Raw genomic sequence first — 22551 nt, 5'->3', positions numbered from 1 at the left:
GCCGGAGTAATCTCTTTTATAGGGTATTATAAGTTGATAACTGGTTAGCTATCAAAAAGCTACATTTTTAATCCTGATCAGTTTGCCGTTTACTTCATCAGAAAGAAGATATAATTTCCCCGCAGGACTTTGTATCACTTTACGGATTCTTACCCTACTATCCGTAAAAAGCTCCTCGGTACTTTTTACAGTTTCCCCGTCAATTACCAGCCGCCATAAACTGCCTCTGGATAATCCTCCTACGAGCAGGTTACGGTTCCACATCCCGAATTCGTTGCCAGAGTAAAAATGCAAACCCGTGGGCGCTACGGTTTGTATCCAGTGCCATATAGGGTCTAAATAACGTATCGTTGGGTCAGGTTGTGGTGCATATTCTGAGTAGCGGTATTTGCCTGTCGTTTTTATCGGCCATCCATAGTTGGCACCAGCTTTCAGTACATTGATCTCATCGCCCTGATGTGTACCATGTTCACTAAACCACAAGTTGCCAGTAACGTTATCTAGTGTAATTCCTTGTGCGGCCCTGATTCCTGTAGCAAACAATCCCGGCACTGATTTATCGCCAAAATTAGGATTGTCATTTGGGATCGTTCCATCTGAATTAATACGATAAATTTTACCGCGCTTGTCTTGAATATTCTGAGCTATTGGAACGTTCGGTTGATCTTTTTCTGAAAACAGGCGCTCTCCAATTGTGAAATATAATTTCCCATCCTTTCCAAAAACCATTCCGCCACCATAATGGTATCGCTCGGTAGTGTACGGCTCGGCGACAAACAACGTCTTGATTTGCTTCAACGAATTCGTTTCAAGTATAGCCCGGATGATTTTTGTGGTTTTGAGATTTCCTTTTTGAGCAGCATACGAAACGTAGATAAAATTGTTCTGCTTGAAATTAGGATCAAGCAGAATTTCGAATCGGCCAGTGTTATCGCCAAATCCGATTAAACTGTCAGCCATATCGGAGGGGAACCCGACAATTTTTGTTTTCTCTTTACTGAGTAAATTAATCTTCACCAGCTCGCCATCTTTTTCCGAGACCAGAGCTTCATCTTCCGATAGAAAGGCAATGCTCCATGGGCGTTTCAATCCCTCCATTACTGTTTCTTTTTCAGGTCGTATGGCGTTGATGTCGAAAACCCGATGGGATATACGGGTTGAAACCTTATCGGCAATCACCCAGCCTTCGTTGGTTTTCATCAGATTGAAATAATCGGTAAACAGATCCCGTTCAGTACTGATTTCCACTTTTGCACTTCCCATGTTGCTCGTAATATCGACCGATACGATACGGGTAATCAGGTTCTTGGGTCGTTCATGCGGTTTGAACAGGCTGAGATACTGACTACGAGAAAAGTCGGTGAATTTTCCATCCCGGTAATTCTTCAGATGGCAGGAAGCATGCATGGCTTTACCTAGCTTCGTAGTGTCGCCGGTTGCCCACCCGTCGAAATACAATTGTATCGTATTTTCTATTAACAGTCTTTCAGTGGGGGGAGCTTGTGAAAATGTGGGGAGATACGTTGTAAATAAGCCAATTAATAAAATCAGTTTTTTCATAGTGAAACTAGTTTGGTTGCCCGAAGTGTACTAACTGTTCGGTCGGCCAAAACTAGAAACTACTTTATCTGTGAAAGTCTTATAAACTGGATCAGTAGTACGGATTTATAAATCTGGAGTAACGGACTGCTGATAAACGCTCGGCGTAGTGCCTTTGATCTTTTTGAACGTAGCAAAAAAAGTAGACTTCGAATTAAAACCGACCTCGTCTCCAATTGCTTCGATGGTCAACTTTGTTGGTTGAGAAAGTATAGAACAAGCTTCGGTAATCCGGTATTCATTAACAAAAAGGGTGAAATTCTTGTCAATGTTTTCATTCAAAATGCGAGATAGATAATGGCCGGAAATATTGATTTCTTTAGCCAGGTCATTCACCTTAAGATTCGGATTTTTAAAAAGCTTTTTTTCGATCATAATCTGCTCTAATTGCTCAATCAGTAGATTAATTTCCTGTTGTTCGGGCTTCCTGTCCGTATATCGTTGGGCAGATGACGAAAAAAGGTCATTCGTTTTTTTGCGATACAGTAAGGTGAACACGACTAGATAGATGATTAAAGAAAACCAGAGCGCACCGTTAATGTAACTGCCTTTGGTAATACTTAGAATTGCCCAGACGTAAGACACGAACAAGATGGTGATGGCTACGCAGATTGTAAGCACCCATTTTTCAAACGGTTTTACTACTTCGTGTCTGGTTATTTTTTTTAGGATCGGAATCACTGAAAATAAGGCGAAAGCAACATAGGCTCCCCATTGCAGGTAGATTAGCGGAATTACCACCTTGCGCCATATCTGAGGATGGTACGTATAAGGATATGTAATACCTACTCCCAGAATGACTATCGTCCATAGAAAAAGCTGTCTGCTCCACGCATCGGGCAATTTTCTGATCTGACTCATTTCTGCCTTCGTAAAAAAATACAGAAATGGCCCTATAAAAAAGCAGGCAGTGAGACCAATCTGGAGATAAGTCTTCGGTAAACTGTAATCAAAAAAATAAGCTACTGATTTTCCAGTCCTGATGCTAACCATAAACAACAGCGCAGCCAACAGATAGCTCGATAAATGTTTCTTGGCTGTAAAAAAGCAGAAGTAAATACTCAACAGTAAGCCATTGAATGCTCCCAGAAAACTGAAAAAGAATAAGGCTTTGTCACTGAAGTTCATCCTGACCTGTTATGTCTTAGGTATTACGTACACAATATATTGAAGTTGTCACCTTTAGTTAAGAAATAGATATACTACGTTCGGTTCGCTACGTTGCAAAGGATATTAATTCAGTTTCGCGCCAACCTTAGGGTATTTACCCCGCCAGTGTTTCCAACGTTTGTGCGACCAGAGCCAATCGGACGGATGCTTTCGGATGGTTTCCTGAAGCAAATCGCGGTAGCGTTCCAGAATAACACCAGTTGGTAAATCATTATAGGGTGGCTCGCCAATGCAGGTAAACGTAACGGCATAGTAACCACGACGAACTCTCGCCAGTTCGGTATAAATAACCGGGAGATTTCTACTACGTGCCAGCCGTTCGGTACCCGGATAAAAAGGGGTATCGCGATGCAAGAAGTCCGTCCAATACGCCTGTTCGGGTACGTCGGGAACCTGATCAGCAACGAGCGCAATGATACGTGCTACGTCTTTTTGCGCAGCCATTCTTCGGGGGAGTTGATTCATTGGCACAGGAACAGCTCCAAAACTTGAACGTACTTCCCGCATCAGTTCTTCAAAAAACGGATTATTCAGTGTTTTATAAATACTGTCGGTTGGCATACCGTTAAGAACCGAAGCCGATGGAATCCACTCCCAATTACTCTGATGTGAAGCCATACCAATAACAGCCTGACCAGCTTGTAGATATTTTTTGACGACTTCTGCGTTAGTAAATTGTACGCGTTTTCGAAGTTCGTCTGGTGACAAAGAGGGCATCTTAATCGTCTCAACCAGTAAGTCTGTAAGGTTTTTGTAGAAGCCTTTGGCAATCTTGTTAATAGCTTCCGGTGTTTTTTCCGGAAAGGATTGGCGCAGGTTATCGAGCACTACCCGACGACGATAACGTAGTACGTAGAGCAGTAAAAAGTACAAAAAATCGGACAGCCTATATAATAACCAGAGTGGCAGGTATGAAAGCAGACGAAAAAACAACATGCAATAAGCTATAGCGGATTAACAAACAGGAATCGCCGTTTTGTTGCAACGCCAATAAAAAATTAAAAATGTATAATTTACGTTGGTGGTATTGATTTTTTGCTTTATTTGTGAACAGATACCTATGCCATTATTGGAAAAGTACCAGTTACAGTCTCAGTCTATCGGTTTATTAATCGAATTACATTATTTGCCCTCTATCGATTATATCTCGGGGTTAATGCAGTTCGAACACGTTCAGATTGAGGCAGAGGAACATTACCAGAAGCAAAGTTACCGAAATCGTTGCTATGTTCTGACGGCAAATAAAGTGGATGCTCTGGCCGTACCTGTTCAACAGGGAACCCACCACCAGCCTATTCGGAATCTTCGTGTTGATAACGGTCAGCCCTGGCAGCAACAGCATTGGCGCTGTTTGCGGGCCGCTTACGGGAAAGCTCCGTTTTTTGACTACTACGCGCCTGAACTGGAACCTGTTTATCAAAAAAAATGGACGTTCCTGTTTGATATAAATTATGAACTGCTGACAATTTGTCTGAAACAGCTACGTGTAAAAGTGCCGTTCAGCCTGACAAATTGCTATGAAAAAGAAGTGGAAACCGGCGTTTTTGACGCTCGTTCACGCTTAAATCCACGGCAACGGACCGAATCGTATGTATTCCACCAGTCAGTGGCCTATCAGCAGAACTTTGGCGTTGATTTTGTACCAAACCTTAGTATTATAGACCTGATATTTTGCCAGGGGCCAGCCGCTCTGGATGTGCTCAAAGCAGGTTTCAGGAATGAACAAATCCTTTAAACTCTTCGTTAGGCCAGTAGTACGCTTACCTAAGGAGACACCTAAATCGAATGGAAGCAAAATTTTCAAATCGCGTTAAGGAAGTCATCTCGCTGAGCCGGGAAGAAGCCTTACGCTTAGGCCACGATTACATCGGCACGGAACATCTGTTGCTGGGTATGATACGTGAAGGTGAAGGTGTGGCAGTTGGACTACTGAAGAAACTCGGGATATCACTCGACGAACTCCGGGTCACTATTGAGCAGGCCACCAAAGGAACCGCAACCAATAATGTGAAAAATCTGGCTAATATTCCACTGACTCGTCAGTCGGAAAAAACCCTGAAAATCACCTATCTGGAAGCTAAGATTTTTAAAAGCCCGCTCATTGGTACGGAGCACCTTTTATTATCGATTCTGCGTGATGAAGACAATGTCGCTACGCAGATTCTCAACAAGTTCAATGTTAATTACGAAGTCATTAAGGAGATGCTGGAGTATCAATCTTCGGGAAGCCGTCCGGTGATGGGCCCTGAAACCGATGATGACGACAATGACCGTGGTATGTTTGGCGGTGGTGGCGGAACGGGGCAAAGTAAAGATAAAGGTTCCGAAAAATCGCGGACACCAGTATTGGATAACTTTGGCCGTGATCTGACTAAACTCGCAGAAGTTGGCAAACTTGACCCGATTGTTGGTCGTGAAAAAGAAATCGAACGTGTGGCTCAGATTCTGAGTCGACGGAAGAAAAACAACCCGATTTTGATTGGCGAGCCGGGTGTAGGTAAAACGGCTATTGCTGAAGGACTTGCGCTACGTATCGTTCAGAAAAAAGTATCGCGGGTGTTGTTTGGCAAGCGTGTTGTAACACTTGATCTGGCATCGCTCGTAGCGGGTACTAAATATCGTGGACAGTTTGAAGAGCGAATGAAAGCCGTGATGAACGAGCTGGAAAAATCACCCGAAGTAATCCTGTTCATTGATGAGTTACATACAATAGTTGGTGCCGGTGGTGCATCGGGTTCACTCGATGCGTCGAATATGTTCAAACCTGCTTTAGCACGGGGCGACATTCAATGTATTGGTGCAACTACGCTTGATGAATACCGTCAGTACATTGAGAAAGATGGCGCATTAGCTCGTCGTTTCCAGATGGTTATGGTAGATGCTACGTCGATTGACGAAACCATCGAAATCCTCAACAACATCAAGGATAAATACGAAGAACATCACCACGTTAATTACACCAAAGAAGCTATTGAGGCTGCGGTGAAATTATCTGAACGGTATATTTCGGATCGTTTCCTGCCCGATAAAGCAATCGATGTACTGGATGAAGTGGGGGCACGTGTTCACATCTCAAACATTACGGTTCCTGAAGATATTCTGAAACTGGAAGAACAGATTGAGAATATCAAGAAAGAGAAAAATCAGGTAGTTAAGAGTCAGAAATACGAAGAAGCGGCTCAACTCCGCGACAAAGAAAAACGACTCATCGACCAGCTTGACCGTGCAAAACAAGCTTGGGAAGAAGATACCAAAAAGCGTCGCTACACAGTTAACGAGGATAACGTAGCAGAAGTGGTTGCTATGATGACAGGTATTCCTGTAACCAGCGTTTCGAACGATGAAGGCAAGAAACTTGTCAACATGGGCGAAGAGCTGAAAGGAAAAGTTATCGGCCAGAACGTAGCGATCGAAAAACTGGTAAAAGCCATTCAACGGACGCGCGTTGGCTTAAAAGATCCGAAAAAACCGATCGGTTCGTTTATCTTCCTTGGTCCTACCGGGGTTGGTAAAACCGAGCTGGCCAAAGTACTTGCTACGTATCTGTTCGACAAAGACGATGCGCTGGTACGTATCGATATGTCGGAATACATGGAGAAATTCAGCGTTAGCCGTCTGGTTGGCGCCCCTCCGGGCTACGTTGGGTATGAAGAAGGCGGTCAGCTAACTGAGAAAATCCGTCGGAAACCATATAGCGTAGTATTGCTTGACGAGATCGAAAAAGCACACCCAGACGTTTTCAATATTCTGTTGCAAGTGCTCGACGATGGTATCCTGACAGATGGCCTTGGTCGTCGGGTCGACTTCCGAAATACGATCATTATCATGACTTCAAACATTGGAGTGCGTGATTTGAAAGATTTCGGAGCAGGTATTGGATTCGCTACCAAACGTTCGGCTGAGTCGCAGGATGATCTGATGAAGAGCACGATTCAAAGCGCGCTTCGGAAGGCGTTTTCTCCAGAATTCCTTAATCGTCTGGATGATGTGATCGTGTTTAACTCGCTGCAACGCGAAGATATTCACCGGATCATCGATCTGATGTTGGGTAAACTGCTGGCTCGGGTAACGAACCTTGGGTATGCGGTTGAACTGAGCGACAAAGCGAAAGACTTCCTGTCAGAAAAAGGATATGATCAGCAGTATGGTGCTCGCCCACTGAGCCGTGCTATTCAACGTTACCTCGAAGACCCCGTTGCAGAAGAAATTCTGAAGGGCGAGCTGAAAGATGGTGACGTAATTATGGCTGACTATGATGGCGAAGGTGAGAATCTGACCATTACAGTAAGAAAACCAGAAGCTGTAGTAGAATAATCTGAATTAAATTAAAACAAAAAGACCGGACGCAACGTCCGGTCTTTTTGTTTTAATTTAATTCAGATTATTCCTTGAGCAAGAATCAGCTTTTAGTGTTGTTGACTTTCGTACTGTCTAATAGTTCGACCGTTTTTGCTATTCTTCCTTTTTTAGTATATAACAGTTCAACCTCTCCTCGTAGATCAATAAAAAAACAATGGACACCTAGGCTGAAAGTCTCTTCAATAACTTTAAAATCTTTTTTATTCTTGTGCTCCTCAATTAATTTATGCGGTCTTTCATGATTATAAATTCTTGCAGCAAGCTCAACGGCGAACTTTTTATGCCCTTCCTTTTCTTCTTCGATGGATAGAAATTTGCCTTTACCATTCTTAATAAAGTGGGTGTATGCTCCGCAATCCTGATGTTCAACAATATACACATCACTTATTTTATGCAGATCTATGGCAATATTTATATGCTCCAAAAGCGTATTATACCAACGTTCATGGTTTTTATAGGGCTCCTCCTCAATCTCATTTTTATAGTCTTTTGTGCAAAGCAATGAAGCCCCGGCCAGAATAAAATGATCGTAGCGATTTTGTAAATTATCTTTATTTAAAAAGGCTACAAGTTCATCGGTCAGTCGTAAATCAATACAGCTTAGTACGAGAATATTCTTTTTGGGGAGTTTATCGCTCGACAGCTTCTTTGCTGACTTTTCCATTTTTAGATGTGAATTTGATATAGTTTGGTCTTTGAGAGGATTGTAACAAACAACCCGTAAATCCAGCTTTTACGGGTTGTTTGTTACGGAGGAATTTTAACTATTCTAGATATTCTTCTGTTTGACCTGATCGATAAGGTACTCAGATGTACGCATCGAAGCTGCCAGAATAGTCCATGTTACGTTCTTGTCACCTTGTGAGACGAACGGAGCCGCATCTATGACGAAGAGATTTTTTACTTCGTGAGCCTGCTGGTATTTGTTAAGAGCCGATGTTTTCGGATCATTTCCCATACGTACCGTCCCTACTTCGTGAATGATACGTCCGGGAGCGGCTAAGCCATAACCATGTGCGGTATCAGGACCGGGTTTAGGCCCAAGTGCAATACCGCCCATCGCGTGGATAATCTCCTCGAACGTGTCCTGCATGTGCTTAGCCTGCTTCACTTCATAATCCGACCATTTATAGTGGAAACGTAGTACCGGAATCCCGTATTTATCAACTTTATTCGGATCGATTTCACAGTAGTTACTTTCGAGAGGTACAGGTTCTCCGCGCCCCGACATGCTGATATAAGCGCCGTAGAAACGACGATAGTCATCCTTTAAGCCAGCTCCGTAGCCGCCAGCAGTCTTCATCTTTCCATCGCGACCCGGAATCATGCCATTGAGCGATTCAATACCTGCGCCGAAACCATTAGCAGGCATTCCAAGCCCTCCGCCATATTCGATATGGTAGCCACGAGGGAAGTCTAATTTGCTGTTATCGAGCCACCATGGAGTAAATACGTGCATACCACCAACACCATCTTCATTATAGCGTTTACGGTCCATCAGCGCCGGAACAAAGGCCGAACGGCTGGCCCCAGTTGAGTCGTTCAAATATTTGCCAATTACGTTGCTGCCATTGGCCAGACCATTCGGGAATCGGGATGATTTCGAGTTAAGCAGAATCCGGGCCGACTCGCACGTACTTGCACCAATCATAACCGCTTTAGCCCGAACCGTTATTTCCTGCAACGTAGCTTTATCAACGTAGCTGACCCCTGTTGCCAGACCTGTTTGCGGATCAGTGAGGACCTCGCGGGCCATTGCGCCATTGATTAACGTAACGTTGCCAGTTTTTACTGCCGGAATACAAAGCACCGATGACGCTGAAAAATCGGCATAGGCTTGGCAACCCCGATTACATTGTCGGCAATAAAAGCATTGCCCACGTTCGTTATTGATTGGTTTCGTGAGAATACTCAGGCGGGATGGAATCACCGGAATACCAATGCTACGTGCTCCCTTCCGAATCATTAACTCGTGAAGACGAGGCTTAGGAGGAGGTAGGAAAATTCCATCAGGTTCGTTGGGAATATTTTCAACTGAGCCGAAAACGCCGATGAGCCGGTCTACACGGTCGTAGAATGGCTTCATGTCGTCATATGTAATTGGCCAGTCATCACCAACACCACTGAGCGAGCGACGTCGGAAATCATCAGGGCCAAAACGCATTGAAATACGTCCCCAGTGGTTTGTACGGCCACCTAACATACGCGACCGGAACCAATCGAATTCCGTTCCATCTTTAGCCGAGTAAGGCTCACCATCGATTTGCCAACCACCCCAGGCTGCATCGAAATCTCCCCCCGAACGGAATTCAGTAGCGGCACCACGACGAGGGGATTCCCAAGGCCATTTTAACTGGGTAATATATTTGGGGTCAGCAGGGTCATAATAACCACCGGCTTCGAGCAGCACAACCTTAGCGCCAGCTTTGGCAAGTGTATAAGCGGCCATACCGCCCCCTGCGCCAGAGCCAACAATGGCAACGTCGTAAACGATGGGTGCTTTTTTGAGTTGTGGGGTATCCATTCGGCAATAAATCGTTAGTAGGAGAGTATACCCGCTAAAAGGCAGTTTTTAATCTTGTTTACTCTTGCCAAATCTTGTATTCATGCCAATGATGCAACCAAAGATAAACCGCAGCGAATCGAATGGATTTCTGGAATTGAAAAGGGTGATTTTCCCGGCTATTAGTTGTCAAAATTTATGGACTTTTAATATATCTATTTTGCCAGACGTAATTTTATTTAATTATCGAAAGTACCTCTATGACTTCTAAATCATCTAATGAAGGCTTTCTTGAGCCGAACTATAAGACAACTGGGGATATTGTCTTAAAAAGGCAAGATACCCTTAGACAACTGGTTGGTATTTTAGGTATAACACTACCAATTTGTCTGTATCTATTTTTACAAATAGACAGTGGTTTCTCGTCGGTTTTACCATCAATAAGCCATTATTATTACACACGTGCCTGTGGAATTTTCATTATCAGTGTTAGTGCTCTGGCTATATTCCTACTTATTTATAAAGGAGAAGATACTGTCGACTTTTACGCATCTGTTATAGCCGGTTTTTCTGCATTGTGTGTACTGCTTTTTCCTACTGATGATTTAGCTAGTTTATCAGGTGGGAAATATGTTACCGTGAATGTGACAGATTTAAAAGATAGCGACTTTAGGAAAGGATTTCATTACTTATCAGCAGCTATATTTTTGCTGAGCTTAACCTACATGGCTTTGTTTCTATTTACAAGGTCGGCTTTACCTCCTAGTAAACGACCCAAAGCAAAGATTATACGTAACAGAATTTATCGTGTGTGTGCTGCTACTATGCTTGGTGCATTAATCGTTATTTTTTTAGGTTATCTGGGTTTTATTCCTGAAGATTATTACAACACTTATTGCTTAACTTTCTGGATGGAAGTGCTTGCTGTAGAAGCATTTGGTTTTGCCTGGATGGTAAAAGGAAAAGCTTTTTTTACTGATCGACCCTAATATAATACAAGAAATAAAGGGGTAAGTCGACCTAATAACTTACTGGAAAATGAACCGACACAATAAAAAAATCCCCGGCTATATTGGCCGGGGATTTTTGGAATGACTAAGCAACTATGGCCTGCCGATGAATTATGGCTTCCCGGTCGGGGCTTGTCGAAATAAAGTTGATCGGTAAGCCAAGTGTATCTTCAAGATAATACACGTAGTCGGCTAATTCGGCTGGTACATCGCTAAATGAACGAATGTTGGTCAGGTCGGTTTGCCAGCCTTTAAATGTTCTATAGACTGGTGTTACGTCTGTATCGCACAGGTCATAAGGCATTTGTTCGGATGTTGATCCATCGGGAAGTACGTAGTGTGTGCAAACCTTGATCTCGTCGAAAATATTCAATACGTCGACTTTCATCATCACCAGTTGCGTAACCCCGTTGATCATAATGGCGTATTTCAGTGCTGGTAGATCGAGCCAGCCGCACCGCCGTGGACGTCCGGTTGTAGCACCAAATTCGCGACCTTCCTGACGGATACGTTCGCCGGTTTCGTCCGATAATTCGGTAGGGAAGGGGCCGCTTCCAACACGGGTACAATAGGCTTTAAAAATGCCAAACACTTCACCAATTTGCTTTGGTGCCACGCCCAAACCTGTGCAGGCTCCGGCTGTCATGGTATTCGAGGACGTAACGAACGGGTAAGATCCGAAGTCAATATCGAGTAACGAACCCTGCGCTCCTTCGGCCAGAATTTTCTTTTTGCTGCTCAGTGCATCGTTTATGGCGTATTCGCTATCGGTAAGCTGGAATTGCTTCATAAACTCCACTGCCTCAAAGAATTCGGCTTCAGCCTGAGGCAATACACTCGCATAATCGAATTGGTTTTGCTCCAGAATCGTTTTGTGAGCCGCCACGAGTTTAGCATACTTCTCCGGAAAGTTTGGCGATAATACGTCTCCAACACGTAAGCCTTGCCGCGCAACTTTATCCTGATAAGCTGGCCCGATACCACGTAATGTAGAGCCAATTTTCGACGCTCCTTTAGCTTGTTCATAAGCTGCATCGAGAAGGCGGTGGGTAGGGATAATGATCGAAGCTTTCCGGGAAATCTGGAGATTTTTTGTAACGGGTAAATTGTATTTGGCTAATCCGTCAATTTCTTTTTTGAAAACTATCGGGTCAAGCACAACGCCGTTACCAATAATATTGAGAATATCGTCGCGAAAAATGCCTGATGGAATCTGGTGAAGCACATGCTTCAAACCGTTGAATTCGAGTGTATGACCAGCGTTAGGGCCACCCTGAAAACGAGCAACCACCTGATATTGTGGCGCCAAAACATCCACAATTTTACCTTTTCCTTCGTCGCCCCACTGGAGGCCCAATAAAACATCAATCATTAGAAAAAAGAGTTTGGAAAACGCGCAACCGGGCGCATCCAGTCATAAAAAAAGTATAGCCTTTGTGCTATTGATATGATACTAAGCTAGATAGTTGGCCGATGATGTGTTTTTCGGTACAAAGCAAGCGAGTTTTTTGGTTCGCTGGTAAGCCAAACGTAAAAAAAGGCAATAGACACCCTTAAAAAGGAGTATCTATTGCCTGTTGAATTCATGATGTTTTAATTCTCTACCGTTTCTATAACCTCTTTTTCTACCTGAGCGGCCAACTGGCGATTTTCGCAGAGATCGCGGGTGCAGGAGCCATAAAAAATCAGCGAGTGATGCAATACGTTAAATTTGAGCATTTCGCCAACCATGTTCTGGATGTTCTGTACGCGCGGGTCGCAGAACTCCATTACCTTATGACAATCGGTACAGATCAGGTGGTCGTGCTGACGATATCCATACGATTTCTCGTACTGAGCCAGGTTACGGCCAAATTGGTGTTTTGTTACCAGATCGCAGTCGACTAGTACGTCTAACGTATTGTAAACCGTAGCACGGCTAACCCGGTATTTTTTATTTTTCATAGAGATATACAACTCGTCCACGTCGAAGTGGTCCTGACGATTGTATATCTCTTCGAGGATTGCAAAGCGTTCGGGAGTTTTCCGAAGTCCTTTCCGTTCAAGATAGGCTCGAAAAATCGATTGGGCAGCCTCTAAATTTGTTTCAGTCGGCGTAGGCATATCCGGTTCCGATTAGTTTAAAAGACAAAGGTAAGTGTTCGGCGTAGGATTTAGGCGTAATGACGTAGAGTAAAGCAGTCAAGTTTGGTAATCTACATACCGAAACCTGAAATTTAGAATGCTTCTACGAGTCAAAACGTACTACTTCAAACACACCTTTAACTTGTTCTAGTTTTTTCATCAGAATATCGAGGTGAGCAGTATCGTGTACGTAGAGCTTTATGTTCCCTTCAAAAATTCCGTCTTTCGAATCAATAGCAAACGAGCGCATGTTTATATGTAGTTCGTTGCTAATCACCCGTGTTACGTCGTTGATGAGGCCAACCCGGTCGGTTCCTGTGATACGTAACCCGGCCAGAAATGCCAGCTCTTTCTGAGACGTCCATTTGGCTTTTATAATCCGATTGCCATGATTCGACATTAACTCGACGGCGTTGGGGCACGTAACGCGGTGAATTTTGATGCCGTCATTTACTGTCACGAAACCAAACACGTCGTCGCCAGAAATTGGATTACAGCATTTGGATAGCGTATAATCAATACGATCCATATCCTCACCAATCAACAGCATATCAGCATCCGCCCGTTCGCCATGAATTTTCTTCAATTCTTTTACGAATGCCTTTGCATCGGGCAACGTATCGGTATTGAGTTTGTTCGTACGGTTTTCTTTGGCTTCTTTGTCGGCTTTGAACTTTTTTAGTTCGCCAACGTCGATGTGACCTTTTCCGATACGATAGAAGAAATCATCCGAGGTTTTTGAGCCGAAATAAGCCCGTAACTGGTTGATAACCTCGTTGGTCATCTCCATACGGAGAATACGTAGTTTTTTGGAAACTGTTTCGCGGCCGTCGGTAACGTAGCGTTTGTTTTCTTCCTTGATTAAATCCTTAATCTTGGTTTTCGCTTTCGACGTAACAACAAACCGCAGCCAGTCTTCATTCGGTTTCTGCCGATTCGACGTAATGACTTCTACCTGATCGCCATTTTGTAATACGTAGCTGAGCGGTACCAACGTATTGTTAACTTTTGCGGCCATGCATCGGGCACCGATCTGGGTGTGAATGTCGAACGCAAAATCAAGCGCAGTTGCTCCCCGTTGTAATACCTGAAGATCACCTTTTGGGGTAAAGACAAAAACTTCTTCACTATATAGATTGCTACGGAAATCATCGACAAATTCAATGGCGGCTTTCTTATCACCACTTCCGGCCGATTCAATCATATCGCGTACCTGACTGATCCAGGCTTCAATGCCGGCGCCGGTCTGGGTTTCGTTACCTTTATATTTCCAGTGAGCAGCGTACCCCTTTTCGGCAATGTCGTTCATGCGCTCAGTACGTATCTGTACCTCAACCCACTGACCCTGCTTACTCATTACGGTTGTATGCAGCGATTCATAGCCGTTAGCACGGGGTGTGCTGATCCAGTCCTTAAGTCGGTCGGGGTTAGGTTTAAAATGGTCAGTTACAATTGAATAGGCACGCCAACAAGCCGCTTTTTCTTCTTCGGGTGGTACGCTGAGAATGATACGTACGGCGAACAAATCATAAATTTCCTCGAATGGTTTTTTTGATTTGTTCAGCTTGTTCCAGATTGAATAAATCGATTTTGGCCGACCCTTAATCACGTATTTGATTTTGGTTTCGGCCATATCTTTTTCGATTGGCTCAATAAATCGGTTAATAAACCGATCACGCGCCAGCCGGGTATCCCGTAATTTTTTAGCGATTTCCTTATACGCTTCTGGCTCAACATGCTTCAGGTACATGTCTTCCAGTTCCGACTTGATAGTATATAAACCAAGCCGGTGAGCTAGAGGAGCGTATATATATATGGTTTCAGAAGCGATTTTTAACTGCTTATCGCGGGGCATTGAGTCCAGCGTACGCATGTTGTGCAATCGGTCGGCCAGCTTAATCAGAATAACCCGCACGTCGTCTGACAGGGTCAGGAGCATTTTTCGGAAATTCTCGGCCTGCTGCGACGTACCATACTCGAAATAGCCCGAAATTTTAGTTAGTCCATCAATAATCCTGGCTACTTTGGGGCCAAATGCTCGGTCAATATCAGCAATCGTTGTATCGGTATCCTCTACTACGTCGTGGAGCAGCGCAGCTACAATACTGGTGGTGCCTAATCCTATTTCTTCGACGGCAATCTGGGCAACAGCTAACGGATGGTAAATGTAGGGTTCGCCTGACCGACGTCGCATGTTTTTATGTGCTTCGGCAGACGTGTTAAACGCTTTTTTGATCAGCTTCGCGTCATCGCCTTTTAACATGGGTTTAGCGGCTCTCAGCAATCGTCGATAACGTTTCAGGATTTCCTGCCGTTCCAGTTCCAGATCTATAACCGGCTCTGGATTGGTTCGGCGATCGATTGTATTCATCATGATGGTTTCGTTGCAGGTAATGGCATCTGTAGTACAAGTAATACCAAGATAACAAAATAATCGCCGAAAAATGACGTGATATTATCTAAAAATAAAACCTTACAAGATTTCTGGGAAATCGCTTGACGTGTTGATTTTTTTTAATACCTTTGCACTCCCAAACACGGAGATATACGGTTATAGAGGTATAAAGTTGAAAGGTTATTGAGTTCCTTTATCGGAATAACTTTGCAACACTACAACTCTAAAACGTTATAACTTCAAAGGCCATGCGGGCGTGGCGAAATTGGTAGACGTGCCAGACTTAGGATCTGGTGCCGCAAGGCATGGGGGTTCGAGTCCCTCCGCCCGTACTAAAGTTAAAAGCGAAAGAGTGAGAGAGCGAAAGAGCGTTTGTCCATAACAATTCACTCTTTTAACCTTTTACTCTTTCGCTCTTTATTTTTAAACCGATATACACGTGGATATTACCTTAGAAAAAGCCAGCGATACCAACGCTTCGCTGAAAATTACATTGACCCCTGCCGACTATAAGCCGGAAGTTGATAAAAAACTAAAAGATTACGGTCGGAAGGTTCAACTAAAAGGTTTCCGCCCTGGTCACGTTCCTGCTTCTTTGGTTCAGAAAATGTATGGCAAGAGCATCCTGGTCGATGAGATCAATGCCATGCTTAATAAAACGGTTACCGAATATATCCGCGATAATAAACTTCAGGTAGTGGGAGACCCCGTTCCAAATCGGGAACAGGCCGACGCTATCGATTGGGATAATCAGACCGATTTTGCTTTTAGTTATACACTGGGTCTAGCTTCAGAATTCGATATTGATTTCAACGATTTGCCAAGCGTTACGCAAAGCAATATTCAGGCGGGTGAAACCGAAGTGAACTCTACGATTGCTGATTTGCAACAGCGTTTTCATACGCATGCACACGGTGAAGAAGTAGGGGATGGTGACACGATCTACGGTGAACTTAATCAGGTAAACGTAGCAGAAGGCGAAACAGGCTTTTCGGCTAAAACAGCTCTGCCTATGAATAAAATGGCGGAGGAATCGAAAGGTGAGTTTATCGGTAAGAAAAAAGGTGATACCGTTACGTTCGTGCTTGATCAGGCGTTCCCTGATGAGAAAGCACGGGCAAATGCAACGGGAGCAAAAGCTGAAGAAGCAGCTAACCTGACCGGAGAGTTTTCGTTTGTAATCGATGATATTACCCGCCACGAACCTGCTGAACTAAATCAGGAGCTGTTCGATAAAGTGCTCGGTGCTGGTGCGGTTGAAGATGAAGAACAGTTTCGTACTAAAGTAGCTGAAATCATTCAGGGCAACTATGCTCGCGAATCTGCACAACTGCTTCGCTTAGACATCGAAAAAACGCTGCTCGAAAATACGCCAATTTTGCTCCCCGACGAGTTTCTGAAAAACTGGTTGCTGGAAGTGAACGAAGGTAAATTCACGCCTGAGCAGGTTGACGAGCAATACGACGATTTCTCGAAGTCAGTGAAGTTGCAGCTTATCAAAAATAAAATTGCTGACAAAGCCGATATTAAAGTTGATTTCGAAGAAGTTCTGAACGTAACACGGGCGATGGTTCGCGATCAGTTTGGTTTTGCGAACACGGACGATGAAGAGATGAATCAAACCATCGACCGGATTGCCCGCAATTACCTGATGGACGAGAAAAACAACGGTCAGAATTACACCAGCACGTTCAACCAAGTGTACGACGACAAAATCATCGAGTTCGCTAAAACGCAATTGACTATTGCTAATCAGGACGTAACGGTTGAAGAGTTTAAAGCGCTGGTAGAAAATCGTTAATACGTACTATCTATCTAAATAAAAGAAGGGCCATCAATTCAATTGATGGCCCTTCTTTTATTTAGTAGTTATGATCTTAAGGAACAACGGTGATATTTATTGAACATCCAAGTAAAGTGTTACTTGATCCGGGAATAAATATTTGTAAGCTGCTGGGGAAAGTACCAGTTTTCTTAGGCGTACCACTTCCAACTAGCGTGATTGTTTGAGGAGTACCTATCTGTGCCGCTGTAAATGTGACGGTTTTGGAAAGCGAGAACGGTTCGGCTAACACATCGTATTGGTACACAAGGAATAGAAAGGTATGGTCACCTGCTACGTTGGGCACATACGTTATCTGTTTCGTATTCGTATTGTTAAGTGGCGTATCGAGCTTGTAAGTGCCGGTGAGTGGGCCGCTACAGTCGTAAGGAGGAAGCGGATTGACGTCAAAACTACAGGTCTGTGAGCCAATTGCTAGAGTGAATGTATCAGGCAGGTTAGGTGATTTTGTTTGCGGAGTTCCGCTTGCCTGAAGCGTAATCGTTTGAGTGACACCCACCTGTGCTGCTGTAAACGTACCCGAAGCTGCGAACGAATAGCCATTCACTACGTTCGTAGAAACAGAATAAGGCCCGGCTGTTGCGGGTACATACGTAATCTGTTTGGTATTAGCACTAGTGAGCGGTACGTTCGCCTGATACGTACCAGCCAATGGGCCACTACAGTCAAGTCCACCTAATACCGTTACGTTGAACGTGCAGGTTTGCGTTCCAACTGTTAAGTTAAACGTATTGGTTCCAGCAACTTGTGGCGTACCTATTCCCTGCAACGTAATAAGCTGAGAAACACCAATCTGTGCTGCCGTGAATACGCCTGAGGCTGAGAATGAATAGCCATTTACTACGTTAGTGGTAGCAGAGAAAGGACCAGCAGAAGATGGGGTAATACGTATTTGTTTGGTGTTAGAAGCCGACAAGGCCACCGACGGATAATAGGTACCTGTGGCTGCCGTGCTCTGCTGACAGTCTACAGAAGTGATAATGGCTGGATTGATGACCGAGAGTTGGCGATTCCATTGAACGTTATACCAACAATAAATTCCCGGACTTACTGAAAAATCACCAGTTGTTGTAGCTGTATTAAAGACCAACATACCATCAACCGGTGATCCCGCCAGACTCCATGTTGCGTAGTTAGTGAGAACAACACGTGGAAGAAGTAGACCCTGATACGTAGTAGTACCGGTGGGTTGCCCTACTACGTCGAGAGAGGCTCCCGGATTGATTGGGGTAGAAGAAGTGCCTATCCGTAGCTGAGCATGTGCATCATGCCGGCCTATTACCAAAGAGGTTACCAGCAGAAAAGATGTAAAGAGTTTTTTCATAATTGAAAATTTAACGTTTTGTTGAAAAGAAGAACAAATAATAATGCCCATTTAGCCGAATTGTTAAAAGGAGTTATGAATAAACCCCTGAATCTATGAGAAACTAAATACTCACAGGTTCAGGGGTTTATTTACGGAAAAACCAATTTACTGGTACTGAATGTACATGGGTTTTGGTGTCAGCCCCAATACTTCTTCAGGGGTCATGATACGCGAACCTGGCTTGCGGAAATCATTTTTATAGAACAGTTTGAAACCAGTGTATTGAACAGGTTCTTTCTGGATATAGTCGTGATAAGAGTCCTTCTTAAGCACAGGAGGGCCCCAGCCGTCCATATCCATCACAATTTGCACATTGGGATTGAGCTTAATGTTTTTATAGTTCTTGATCATGCCCTGTGTGAATCGGTGTACAACCAGCACTTTTGGGGGAATATTGTTTTCTTTCACCACTTTGCTCAGAAACTCGACAGCCTGATTGATGTCAGCAGCATCGTATGAGCCAATTTTTGTTCCAGGCTTATGACCCGTTACCATCGAAAACTCAGGGTCGATACCCAGATGAACAAAAGGAAGCTTCAAATATTTCTCCAGATAGGCCATCTCGCCACCCAGTGGAGCATGACCCCGCTGAATATCCAGAAATACAATTGCTTTGTGCTCATCGCCCCATTTGATAACTTTTTTGATGGTTTTGTCTGACATCCGTAATCGATACCCACCATCCTTACCTGGAGCGCCCTGCGCCGAAATGGCCACTAAGTGAAGGGCAGGCTGAATGGGAGTGGCTGGATCGGCTTTCTGCCAGTTGCTGATTTCTTTATCCAGCCTTTCCAGCATTTCTTCTTTCGGGTATTCACCAAGTGCACCCATTTTCTTGGAATGAGGATTCCCGTAATAAGCAAAAATCCGCTTGCCAGGAAGAATAGCACCTTTGGGGGAATAGCTCATCGAATCGAGTGTCGAATCGCCTGTGTTAAAACCGCTTTTCGACGCTACTGGCTCGGCTGCCGGGGTAGCTGAGGAGTCAGTTTCTGTACTTGATTTGGCAGGAGCTGCAGTGGCCGTTGTGCCGGTTTTGGATGCTTCTTCTTTCGACTGAGAAGAACAACTCGTTACGTGACAAAGAGCCAGCAAAGAGAGTGCGGCCAGAGTAAAACGCATACTACTATAGAATAAATAGATTAAGATTCATAAAAAAAGGGCTAAACTCCGCTAAGAGTGTTAACCCTACAATGCAAGTATAAACGGTTACGAGAACATTTCAAAGTGTAAGCTCGCCCAACCCCTGCCGAACAATCGTAAAATCGTCATCTGTTGCATCAATGATTGTTGACGGAATATTGCCGCCATAACCGCCATCAATCACAATGTCGACCTGATGCTGAAACTTCTCGAAAATCAATTCGGGGTCGGTCGAATATTCGATAATTTCATCCTCATCCCGAATCGACGTAGTGATAATAGGATGGCCGAGTTGATGCACAAGCTGGCGGGGAATATCATTGTCAGGAACCCGAATACCCACCGTTTTTTTGTTTGTATTCAACAGCTTCGGGACGTTACTAGTTGCCTGAAGGATAAACGTAAAAGGCCCCGGAAGAAGACTCTTCATAAGCTTAAATGCTTGGTTACTAACACGAGCATAATCAGCGATATGACTTAGGTCGTAGCAGATAAATGAGAAATCGTTTTTGGTAGGTTTAATGCCCTTTATACGGGCAACCCGCTCAACGGCCCGAGCATTGTGAATATCGCACCCCATACCATAAATTGTATCGGTTGGGTAAATCACAACAGCGCCGTCACGTAGCGCGTTCACTACGTATTCAATCCGACGAAGGTCAGGATTTTTAGGGTACAATTTGATGAATTCTGCGGCCATTGAAATAAAACGAATAATGAACGTAGTAACCGTGAGGTGGGTCATGAACGCCCACTACCCATTGTTTCTACACTTATTAACCCGTTTAGGTTTTAAAAAGTTGGCGAACCTACTAAGGCGATTTTTCAGGTAAAAACGATAAAGCGGGTTGATCGGTGTGTGCAGTCTGCAAAAAAACAGAACCATACGGCTAAGTAAATCCGGTCGTTCGAGTTGGCTTAGTAACGCTCCAGATTCCTGTGCAAGATCGAATTGTTCAACATAAAAGGCTTTACGAATAAGCTGGCGCAAACGATGGGCAAGTGCTTTATACTCCTCCGGCGTATGACAAAGTAAATGAGCCTTACGACATACTTCCAACGTTGAGCGCAGGATCGTATTTTCTTTTTGGCTAACCTGCATCGACATAGAAGTCGGTATCAGTCTTTTCTGGGTCAATACGTCGTCGAGATAAGCGTAGTGATACGTTCGGCTTGATCGCACCCAGAAGTCAAAATCCTCATAAGCTAACATTTCATCATAACCACCTAATTTGGTCAATACGTCCCGACGTATTAACATGGTTGGTGTGCAGATGAAATAGGATCTCAAAATGTGCTCAAAAACACCTCCAGATGGTACATGAATCTGTACCCGATCGTTTATATTTACGGGGTAGTGGTAACTTATATGTTGACCTCTAGCATCGATATAAGCTGCATTGGTAAATACAACGCCGTAGGAATCGGGAAGCGTATCGAAGAAAGCAACTTGCCGGGCCAATCGTTCTGGAAGAAGAATGTCATCAGCCGATAAATCCACTACGTAGCGTCCACGTGCCAGAGCAAGCCCTTGATTAAATGCACGATTCAAGCCCTGATTCGTATGATTCTGAAAGAATTGAATTTCTGGATGATTAGCTACGAAATCAGTAATCCGCCCAACCGAAGAATCCCTGCTGCCATTGTCAATTACAATTAATTCTATGGTAGGAAGAGATTGATCGATCACCGATTGCAGCGCCTGTATAACGTACTCCCCCTGATTAAAACATATACAGATAACCGTTACTGCAGGAGTGTTGTCTTTTTTCGATAAACTAATTGGAGCCAGAGCCGAATTTGGATCAATAAAACGCATAATGGAGCAACTTCAGTGCCAACTTTATCCATACTTATTGGTAAGCGAAACTATATTTAATATACTAGTATGCCAAACAAAATATATACTAACGGTTGTATTTAAATATACTTTTTTATTGTAAATAAGATCGCTATGGTGACAAATGGGTAATTTGGCACACTTTTCGTTAGTTTTTGTTTGAACGCATTCCGATTGTGCCAAACTGACACGTCGTGATGTGTGCTATTACATTTATGGGTTAGGTTTACAAACGCCACCTCAACTTTTGAGGGTGGCGTTTGTTGTTTTACCCACAGATTTAGGACGCTTATCGGCCTCCAGATCGTAAAGTGCTACGTTCATCTCAAAGCCTAAAATCAGTAAAAGTGAGATCAGATTGATCCAGATCATTAGGGCAATCAACGTACCGATTGATCCGTACACTTTGTTGTATGAACTGAAATTTGACACGTAATAGGAGAATCCCAACGTAGTAAGCACAATTAGAACAGAAGCTGTAACGGCTCCGGGCATAATATGTCGCCATTTCATCGTTACGTTTGGCCCAAATCGGTATATAACTGATATAGTAGCGACAAACACAGCAAATACGACCAGATACCGGCCCACTGCCAGCAAATTCACAAAAACAACATTGTTCAGAATGCCGAAGTGAAGTAGATAATCACTCACAATACCCCCAATAATAAGGATAACAACGGCTAGAATAAGCGCAATAGCAAGCATGAAAGTCAATAAGATGGCGATGCCCCGGATTTTGAAAAAACCTCTTTTCTCTGCCGAATGATACGACGAATTGAACGCCTGCATGAGCGCCACAAGACCGCTCGTAGCCGAGTATAAGGCTAGAAAAAAGCCGAACGATAACACGCCACTACGTTGAATGCTGATAATATCACGAATGGTTGTATCTACCATCCCAAACGTATCGCCGGGCAGCACTTCTTTCAGAAACTGCATAATCTGACCTTCCAGATCACTGATAGGAATATACGGTATCAGCGTGAAAAAAAAGATAACCGTTGGGAAAATGGCCAGTATCAGGCTATAGGATACCGAAGCGGCTCGTTCGCTCGTATCATTATCAACAATCTGGTGTATCATCCGCTTCAGGAATGCGTACCAGGTTGTTTGCGAATTGAAGGGATGATGGTCGTGGAGCCAGATTCGTAATTTTCGAAATGGCCTTAAATCCAGTAGTTTGTCGAGCATAGTAA

The 22551-nt window shown here is 43.8% G+C and carries 17 protein-coding genes and 1 tRNA gene; 5 read left to right on the top strand and 13 right to left on the bottom strand.

Annotated elements, in window-relative coordinates; translation table 11 throughout:
• Positions 1–51 precede the first annotated feature (51 nt).
• The 3 genes from ACYVD4_RS19890 to ACYVD4_RS19880 form a co-directional block, all read right to left on the bottom strand.
• The gene (locus ACYVD4_RS19890; RefSeq protein ID WP_460948710.1) at positions 52–1560 is read right to left on the bottom strand and encodes a PQQ-dependent sugar dehydrogenase; all 1509 of its coding nucleotides are present in this window, start codon (positions 1558–1560) and stop codon (positions 52–54) included.
• Between the two features lie 105 nt (positions 1561–1665).
• Positions 1666–2727 (bottom strand): helix-turn-helix domain-containing protein, encoded by a 1062-nt coding sequence (locus ACYVD4_RS19885; RefSeq protein ID WP_460948709.1) that lies wholly within the window; start codon positions 2725–2727, stop codon positions 1666–1668.
• Between the two features lie 105 nt (positions 2728–2832).
• Entirely contained in the window at positions 2833–3705 is an 873-nt protein-coding gene (locus tag ACYVD4_RS19880) for a lysophospholipid acyltransferase family protein (protein ID WP_460948708.1), read from the bottom strand.
• Positions 3706–3829: 124 nt separating this feature from the next.
• Between ACYVD4_RS19880 and ACYVD4_RS19875 the strand changes: the two genes are divergently transcribed.
• Positions 3830–4504 (top strand): WbqC family protein, encoded by a 675-nt coding sequence (locus ACYVD4_RS19875; protein WP_460948707.1) that lies wholly within the window; start codon positions 3830–3832, stop codon positions 4502–4504.
• Between the two features lie 50 nt (positions 4505–4554).
• On the top strand, positions 4555–7083 hold the full coding sequence (locus ACYVD4_RS19870) for an ATP-dependent Clp protease ATP-binding subunit (RefSeq protein WP_460948706.1): 2529 nt from the start codon (positions 4555–4557) through the stop codon (positions 7081–7083).
• A gap of 85 nt (positions 7084–7168) precedes the next feature.
• On the opposite strand, the gene ACYVD4_RS19865 is transcribed toward ACYVD4_RS19870, so the two are convergent.
• Together ACYVD4_RS19865 and ACYVD4_RS19860 are read right to left on the bottom strand one after the other, a co-directional pair.
• The gene (locus tag ACYVD4_RS19865) at positions 7169–7792 is read right to left on the bottom strand and encodes a hypothetical protein (RefSeq protein WP_460948705.1); all 624 of its coding nucleotides are present in this window, start codon (positions 7790–7792) and stop codon (positions 7169–7171) included.
• Between the two features lie 105 nt (positions 7793–7897).
• Complete coding sequence (locus ACYVD4_RS19860) at positions 7898–9652, bottom strand: GMC oxidoreductase (protein WP_460948704.1); 1755 nt, start codon at positions 9650–9652, stop codon at positions 7898–7900.
• Positions 9653–9891: 239 nt separating this feature from the next.
• Between ACYVD4_RS19860 and ACYVD4_RS19855 the strand changes: the two genes are divergently transcribed.
• Positions 9892–10620 carry a hypothetical protein gene (locus ACYVD4_RS19855; protein ID WP_460948703.1) on the top strand — a complete coding sequence of 243 codons (729 nt, stop codon included), beginning with the start codon at positions 9892–9894 and terminating at the stop codon, positions 10618–10620.
• Positions 10621–10726: 106 nt separating this feature from the next.
• On the opposite strand, the gene ACYVD4_RS19850 is transcribed toward ACYVD4_RS19855, so the two are convergent.
• From ACYVD4_RS19850 to ACYVD4_RS19840, 3 genes are all read right to left on the bottom strand, one after another.
• Entirely contained in the window at positions 10727–12013 is a 1287-nt protein-coding gene (locus tag ACYVD4_RS19850; RefSeq protein WP_460948702.1) for an adenylosuccinate synthase, read from the bottom strand.
• A gap of 221 nt (positions 12014–12234) precedes the next feature.
• On the bottom strand, positions 12235–12744 hold the full coding sequence (locus ACYVD4_RS19845) for a Fur family transcriptional regulator (protein WP_460948701.1): 510 nt from the start codon (positions 12742–12744) through the stop codon (positions 12235–12237).
• 124 nt (positions 12745–12868) lie between these two features.
• The gene (locus ACYVD4_RS19840; RefSeq protein WP_460948700.1) at positions 12869–15139 is read right to left on the bottom strand and encodes a RelA/SpoT family protein; all 2271 of its coding nucleotides are present in this window, start codon (positions 15137–15139) and stop codon (positions 12869–12871) included.
• 271 nt (positions 15140–15410) lie between these two features.
• On the opposite strand from ACYVD4_RS19840, the gene ACYVD4_RS19835 reads away from it, so the two are divergent.
• Together ACYVD4_RS19835 and tig are read left to right on the top strand one after the other, a co-directional pair.
• Positions 15411–15492, top strand: a tRNA-Leu gene (locus tag ACYVD4_RS19835).
• Positions 15493–15599: 107 nt separating this feature from the next.
• Positions 15600–16961, top strand: coding sequence for a trigger factor (gene tig / locus ACYVD4_RS19830; RefSeq protein ID WP_460948699.1), 1362 nt, complete (start codon positions 15600–15602; stop codon positions 16959–16961).
• A 76-nt stretch (positions 16962–17037) separates the two neighbouring features.
• On the opposite strand, the gene ACYVD4_RS19825 is transcribed toward tig, so the two are convergent.
• The 5 genes from ACYVD4_RS19825 to ACYVD4_RS19805 form a co-directional block, all read right to left on the bottom strand.
• Complete coding sequence (locus ACYVD4_RS19825) at positions 17038–18327, bottom strand: hypothetical protein (protein WP_460948698.1); 1290 nt, start codon at positions 18325–18327, stop codon at positions 17038–17040.
• Between the two features lie 147 nt (positions 18328–18474).
• On the bottom strand, positions 18475–19491 hold the full coding sequence (locus ACYVD4_RS19820; protein WP_460948697.1) for a hypothetical protein: 1017 nt from the start codon (positions 19489–19491) through the stop codon (positions 18475–18477).
• Positions 19492–19591: 100 nt separating this feature from the next.
• Positions 19592–20212, bottom strand: coding sequence for an L-threonylcarbamoyladenylate synthase (locus ACYVD4_RS19815; protein ID WP_460949307.1), 621 nt, complete (start codon positions 20210–20212; stop codon positions 19592–19594).
• 54 nt (positions 20213–20266) lie between these two features.
• The gene (locus ACYVD4_RS19810; protein ID WP_460948696.1) at positions 20267–21331 is read right to left on the bottom strand and encodes a glycosyltransferase; all 1065 of its coding nucleotides are present in this window, start codon (positions 21329–21331) and stop codon (positions 20267–20269) included.
• Between the two features lie 261 nt (positions 21332–21592).
• Positions 21593–22546: a YihY/virulence factor BrkB family protein gene (locus ACYVD4_RS19805; RefSeq protein ID WP_460948695.1), complete on the bottom strand. Its 954-nt coding sequence runs from the start codon at positions 22544–22546 to the stop codon at positions 21593–21595.
• Between the last annotated feature and the right edge of the window lie 5 nt (positions 22547–22551).

This window comes from Spirosoma daeguense (assembly GCF_054776875.1).
The sequence above is the reverse complement of the archived record's forward strand: the minus strand, read 5'-3'. Positions and strand labels throughout refer to the sequence as shown.

Coding starts and splice junctions, on each gene's coding strand:
- ACYVD4_RS19890 (WP_460948710.1), bottom strand. CDS start 1,560: ATGAAAAAACTGATTTTATTAATTGGCTTATTTACAACGTATCTCCCC.
- ACYVD4_RS19885 (WP_460948709.1), bottom strand. CDS start 2,727: ATGAACTTCAGTGACAAAGCCTTATTCTTTTTCAGTTTTCTGGGAGCA.
- ACYVD4_RS19880 (WP_460948708.1), bottom strand. CDS start 3,705: ATGTTGTTTTTTCGTCTGCTTTCATACCTGCCACTCTGGTTATTATAT.
- ACYVD4_RS19875 (WP_460948707.1), top strand. CDS start 3,830: ATGCCATTATTGGAAAAGTACCAGTTACAGTCTCAGTCTATCGGTTTA.
- ACYVD4_RS19870 (WP_460948706.1), top strand. CDS start 4,555: ATGGAAGCAAAATTTTCAAATCGCGTTAAGGAAGTCATCTCGCTGAGC.
- ACYVD4_RS19865 (WP_460948705.1), bottom strand. CDS start 7,792: ATGGAAAAGTCAGCAAAGAAGCTGTCGAGCGATAAACTCCCCAAAAAG.
- ACYVD4_RS19860 (WP_460948704.1), bottom strand. CDS start 9,652: ATGGATACCCCACAACTCAAAAAAGCACCCATCGTTTACGACGTTGCC.
- ACYVD4_RS19855 (WP_460948703.1), top strand. CDS start 9,892: ATGACTTCTAAATCATCTAATGAAGGCTTTCTTGAGCCGAACTATAAG.
- ACYVD4_RS19850 (WP_460948702.1), bottom strand. CDS start 12,013: ATGATTGATGTTTTATTGGGCCTCCAGTGGGGCGACGAAGGAAAAGGT.
- ACYVD4_RS19845 (WP_460948701.1), bottom strand. CDS start 12,744: ATGCCTACGCCGACTGAAACAAATTTAGAGGCTGCCCAATCGATTTTT.
- ACYVD4_RS19840 (WP_460948700.1), bottom strand. CDS start 15,139: ATGATGAATACAATCGATCGCCGAACCAATCCAGAGCCGGTTATAGAT.
- ACYVD4_RS19825 (WP_460948698.1), bottom strand. CDS start 18,327: ATGAAAAAACTCTTTACATCTTTTCTGCTGGTAACCTCTTTGGTAATA.
- ACYVD4_RS19820 (WP_460948697.1), bottom strand. CDS start 19,491: ATGCGTTTTACTCTGGCCGCACTCTCTTTGCTGGCTCTTTGTCACGTA.
- ACYVD4_RS19815 (WP_460949307.1), bottom strand. CDS start 20,212: ATGGCCGCAGAATTCATCAAATTGTACCCTAAAAATCCTGACCTTCGT.
- ACYVD4_RS19810 (WP_460948696.1), bottom strand. CDS start 21,331: ATGCGTTTTATTGATCCAAATTCGGCTCTGGCTCCAATTAGTTTATCG.
- ACYVD4_RS19805 (WP_460948695.1), bottom strand. CDS start 22,546: ATGCTCGACAAACTACTGGATTTAAGGCCATTTCGAAAATTACGAATC.